We start from the raw sequence: 4,400 nt of genomic DNA, 5'->3' as shown, positions 1-4,400 counted from the left end.
ATGGGAGCGGCATCCTTTTGTGGTGTTTCCTTACTTTTGGAAACGCCACAAAAGATATAGCGGACAGCAGGAGGAGAGGTCTTGAAATGTGGGGGAGTTTTGCTCCTAAAAATTAGGCTTCAATTTTTATTTTGGTAACCATTAAAGCAATGATAAAACCGAAAATACCTATAAAAGCGAAAGAAAACTGCAATCCCCAAGCTTCGGCGATATAACCAATTAAAGGCGGGCCCATTAGGAATCCCAAAAAGCTTACACTTGATACTGCTGTTAGTGCTTCGCCAGTTGGGATAGTGGGGTGTTTGCCTGCGAGGCTATACAAAGTTGGTATTATGGTCGACACGCCTAAACCTACAAACATAAAGGCAATAGTTGCAGAGAGGAGATAGGGAAAAAATACAGCGGTCAACAAACCAGAGGAAATTACACAACCGCTGATTTGCATGACTTTTTTGCGTCCCCATTTTTGTGTCAGACGGTCCCCAAAAAAGCGGCCCAAAGCCATCATTATCATGAAAGAAGTATAGCCTAAAATAACTAAGGAACCAGGTACTTGCACCACTTCTTTGAAATATACTCCACTCCAATCAAACATTACCCCTTCGCTAGCCATACAACAAAATCCAATGACACCCAACCAAATTAAAGTTGGATCGGGCTTGAAAAAGGGTTTTTTTTCTGTTTTTTGCGTTTCTTTTACTTGTAGTAAAAATTTATAGTTGAAGGATACCATGAGTACTACCAATAGAGCCACAATAACAAAATGAGTGTAAGTAGGAATTTCTAAAGCCAACATTCCCAATCCTATCAAAGCTCCTGTAAACCCTGCCAAACTCCAAATCCCATGAAACGACAACATGATATTGCGTTTGAAAAGCGATTCGGTAAACACGCCTTGGGTATTCACTGCAATATTGGTTAAATTGGCCGTCAATCCAAATAAATACAAGCCCAAGGCTAATTGCCATGCATTTTGCGCTAATGCCAAATTGGTCATACTAAAAGTATAACACAAAATGGAAAATGGCAAAATGCGGTGACTTCCTAATTTTGTAATCAATTTCCCAGAGAACATCATCATGGTGAGCTGTCCTACAGGAAGGGCAAACAAAAGTGTGCCTAAAGTTCCCTCACTTAGTTGTAATGCGGTTTTGATGGCTGGAATTCTACTCGCCCATGTAGCAAAAGTAAGCCCCATTCCAAAATAAAACATACCTACTGCAAGCCGAATTCTATTCAAATAGGCAGTTTTGGCTTTGCTATAGGATTTAGGCAATTTCTTGTTGGATTTCTTTAAAAATTGAAGGAAAAGCAAGGTTTGTCTGTTTTAAAATTAAAGTTACAAAATTACGACAAAGAACCGTATAGCGCTAGAAGAGAACAGTAGAAGAATGATTTACATCGATTTTGTTTATAAGTTGATTCTTTTTTGTTGTTGATGGCTAGCGATGGCCGCTTCTATGATTTGCATCACTTGAACACCTTCTGCTGCTGTAACGGGAAGAGGTTTTTGATGAAGCACTGCTTGATATACACCATCAAAAAAAGTGTAATAATTACCTTGTAGGGTAATCACTTTTTCTCGTATAATGTTTCCGTTGATTTCGGTATGTAATAGCCCTTGCAAGTTTTCTGGTTCGGTGCCCCATGTGGTCAAATTGGGTTTTTTACCGAGTTTCAATTCGTCTTCTTGTACATCGCCTCTAGCTTTTAAAAACGATCCTTTCTTGCCATGTAGTGTATAGGAAGGATGGGGTTCGCGCACAAAAAAGCCTGCTTTGAGTCTCACTCTTAGGTCGGGATAAAACAGGGTAATGTCAATCCAATCGTCTACTACGGACTGGGCTCTCGTAGTCCTAATGTCTGCGTTTACGGCTTTTGGAAATCCAAACAAACACAAGGCTTGATCAATGATGTGTGGACCTAAATCTTTCAAAATACCCGCTCCAGCATTTTGGGTTTCTTTGTGGATTTTTGGACTCAAATTGGGATTGTAGCGATCAAAATGAATTTCGGCCTCTACGATATCGCCTAGGATTTTGTCTTGCAGTACTTTTTGAACCGTTTTGAAGTCGCTGTCCCATCTTCTGTTTTGAAAAACGGCCAGTTGCAGTCCTTTTTCGTTGGCCAAAGCAGCTAGCTCTTGGGCTTCGGCTACAGTAGTAGTGAAGGCTTTCTCTACGATGGTGTGTTTACCGGCGAGTAAGGCTTGTTTGGCATACTCATAATGTGTACCCACGGGTGTATTCACGATTACCAAATCGCAATCGTCCTGCAGTAACTCGTCTAAGGAAGCATAACTTTTTACAGAAGGAAAGTCGGTTTGGATGATTTTTTTGCTGCGTTCCCAAGCGCCCGTTATTTCAAAACCGGGATGTAAATCGAGAAAAGGAGCGTGGAATACTTTTCCAGACATGCCATATGAAAGTAAAGCGGTTTTTATTTTTTGCATTTTGTAGATTGATTGAAAGATTGGAAAAAGCTTCGTTTTGCAAATTTACACAGAATTATGGGGCCAGATGATTATTGTCTCAATTTTGGATACGATTTGTGATTCTATATTTGCTAGCCAATTAAGGCTTAGGAGTTTTTATTTGAAGACGGGCATCAAATTAACAAACAATTAAAATCCTATGTAGTATATTGCGCTCACAATTACAATATAAAACGCTACTTTTGTGCGTTATTTAAGAATTAAAAGTATACAATGGAAATCGTTATCAAGTTTTCTCAATTTTTATTGAGTTTGTCCTTACTGATTATTTTGCACGAATTAGGACATTTTATTCCTGCCAAAGCATTCAAAACGAGAGTAGAAAAATTCTACTTGTTTTTTGACCTCAAATTCTCGTTACTCAAAAAGAAAATCGGCGAAACCGAATACGGTATTGGTTGGTTGCCTCTAGGTGGATATGTAAAAATTTCTGGGATGATCGATGAGAGTATGGACAAGGAACAAATGGCACTGCCACCACAACCTTGGGAATTCAGATCCAAACCCGCTTGGCAACGTTTGATTATCATGTTGGGTGGGGTTACCGTGAATTTCATTTTGGCTTTCATTATCTATATAGGAATGGCTTTTGCTTATGGCGAAATGTTTGTGGCCAATGATGATTTAAAAGATGGACTATTGATTGAAAATCCAGTGATGAATAAAATTGGGTTTCAAACCGGAGATAAAATCCTTAGTGTTGATGGCGAAAAAATTGTAAAATTCGACAGTGAAATCAACATGAAATTGATCATGGGGAAAAAAGTCGAAATTGAGCGAAAAGGTGTTGTTCAAACGATAACCATGCCAGTTGATTTTGTAGATCAATTGTCAAAGTTAGAAAAAGGACCCTTGGTAAGCATGCGTATGCCGTTTGCGGTTACTGCTATTCCTGAAGAGTCAGTAAATAAACAATTACAGCCCAAAGACGTTATGGTTTCCTTAAATGGACAACCTGCCAAGTATTACGACCAAGTAACAGCTATTTTAAAAGCCAACAAAGGTAAAACCCTTCCAGCGGTTGTAATTCGAAATGAAAAAGAAGTACCGGTTCAAGTTCTCGTAAATAAAGATGCGAAATTGGGCATACAAGTAGGTGCTTTAGGATTAGAATCGTTAGAGAAATTAGGTTACTACAAAATCAGTAAGCAAGAATACGGTTTCTTCGAATCGATCCCAGTGGGAATTGAAAGAGGGAAAGACCAATTGTTAGGCTACGGCAAACAATTAAAAATGATTTTTAATCCAGAAACTAAAGCGTACAAACAAGTGGGCGGATTTGCGGCTATTTTTAATATTTTCCCTAGTTCTTGGAGCTGGGAAGTATTCTGGAACATCACCGCTTTGTTGTCGATTATGTTGGGGGTAATGAATTTATTGCCGATTCCAGCCTTGGATGGTGGACATGTTATGTTTTTGTTGTACGAAATCATTAGTGGCAAAAAACCAAGTGACAAATTCCTTGAGAATGCCCAAATGGTTGGTTTTGTTTTACTTATCTCGTTGCTTTTATTTGCCAACGGAAACGACATTTACAAAGCGATTGTGGGACGATAAAAAAAATTAAAAAAAGTTCATTTTTTGTTTGCAGAACTTGAAATTAGGTGTATCTTTGCAACCGCTAAGACAAACAAACAATGTCAGTCATAGTAACAAAAAACGTTCCTACTACGCATTATAATACACAGTTTCCTCCTTAGCTCAGTTGGTTAGAGCATCTGACTGTTAATCAGAGGGTCCTTGGTTCGAGCCCAAGAGGGGGAGCTTAAAAGCCTGACAGCAATGTCGGGCTTTTTTTTATGGAAAAACTTTTTGGACTAGGTTTCATCTTAAAAAGTTATCCTTTCGATTATCATTTACTGACATAATATTACTTGTAACATAATTTTGTTTTTCTTCTATTTAC

Annotated in this window: 3 protein-coding genes and 1 tRNA gene; 2 read left to right on the top strand and 2 right to left on the bottom strand. The window is 38.5% G+C overall.

Features of this window, described 5'->3' with window-relative positions:
- Nucleotides 1-112: 112 nt before the first annotated feature.
- Both ACZIX2_RS14105 and ACZIX2_RS14100 read right to left on the bottom strand, forming a co-directional pair.
- Complete coding sequence (locus ACZIX2_RS14105; RefSeq protein ID WP_463340734.1) at nt 113-1,315, bottom strand: MFS transporter; 1,203 nt, start codon at nt 1,313-1,315, stop codon at nt 113-115.
- Between the two features lie 96 nt (nt 1,316-1,411).
- The gene (locus ACZIX2_RS14100; RefSeq protein ID WP_463340733.1) at nt 1,412-2,452 is read right to left on the bottom strand and encodes a Gfo/Idh/MocA family oxidoreductase; all 1,041 of its coding nucleotides are present in this window, start codon (nt 2,450-2,452) and stop codon (nt 1,412-1,414) included.
- A gap of 255 nt (nt 2,453-2,707) precedes the next feature.
- Here ACZIX2_RS14100 and rseP point away from each other — a divergent pair, with 255 nt between their 5' ends.
- On the top strand, nt 2,708-4,051 hold the full coding sequence (gene rseP / locus ACZIX2_RS14095; RefSeq protein WP_463340732.1) for an RIP metalloprotease RseP: 1,344 nt from the start codon (nt 2,708-2,710) through the stop codon (nt 4,049-4,051).
- Nucleotides 4,052-4,184: 133 nt separating this feature from the next.
- Nucleotides 4,185-4,258: transfer RNA gene (locus tag ACZIX2_RS14090), tRNA-Asn, on the top strand.
- Nucleotides 4,259-4,400: the final 142 nt, after the last annotated feature.

The sequence above is a fragment of the Flavobacterium riviphilum genome, assembly GCF_055231795.1.
The sequence above is the reverse complement of the archived record's forward strand: the minus strand, read 5'-3'. Positions and strand labels throughout refer to the sequence as shown.

Coding starts and splice junctions, on each gene's coding strand:
- ACZIX2_RS14100 (WP_463340733.1), bottom strand. CDS start 2,452: ATGCAAAAAATAAAAACCGCTTTACTTTCATATGGCATGTCTGGAAAA.
- rseP (WP_463340732.1), top strand. CDS start 2,708: ATGGAAATCGTTATCAAGTTTTCTCAATTTTTATTGAGTTTGTCCTTA.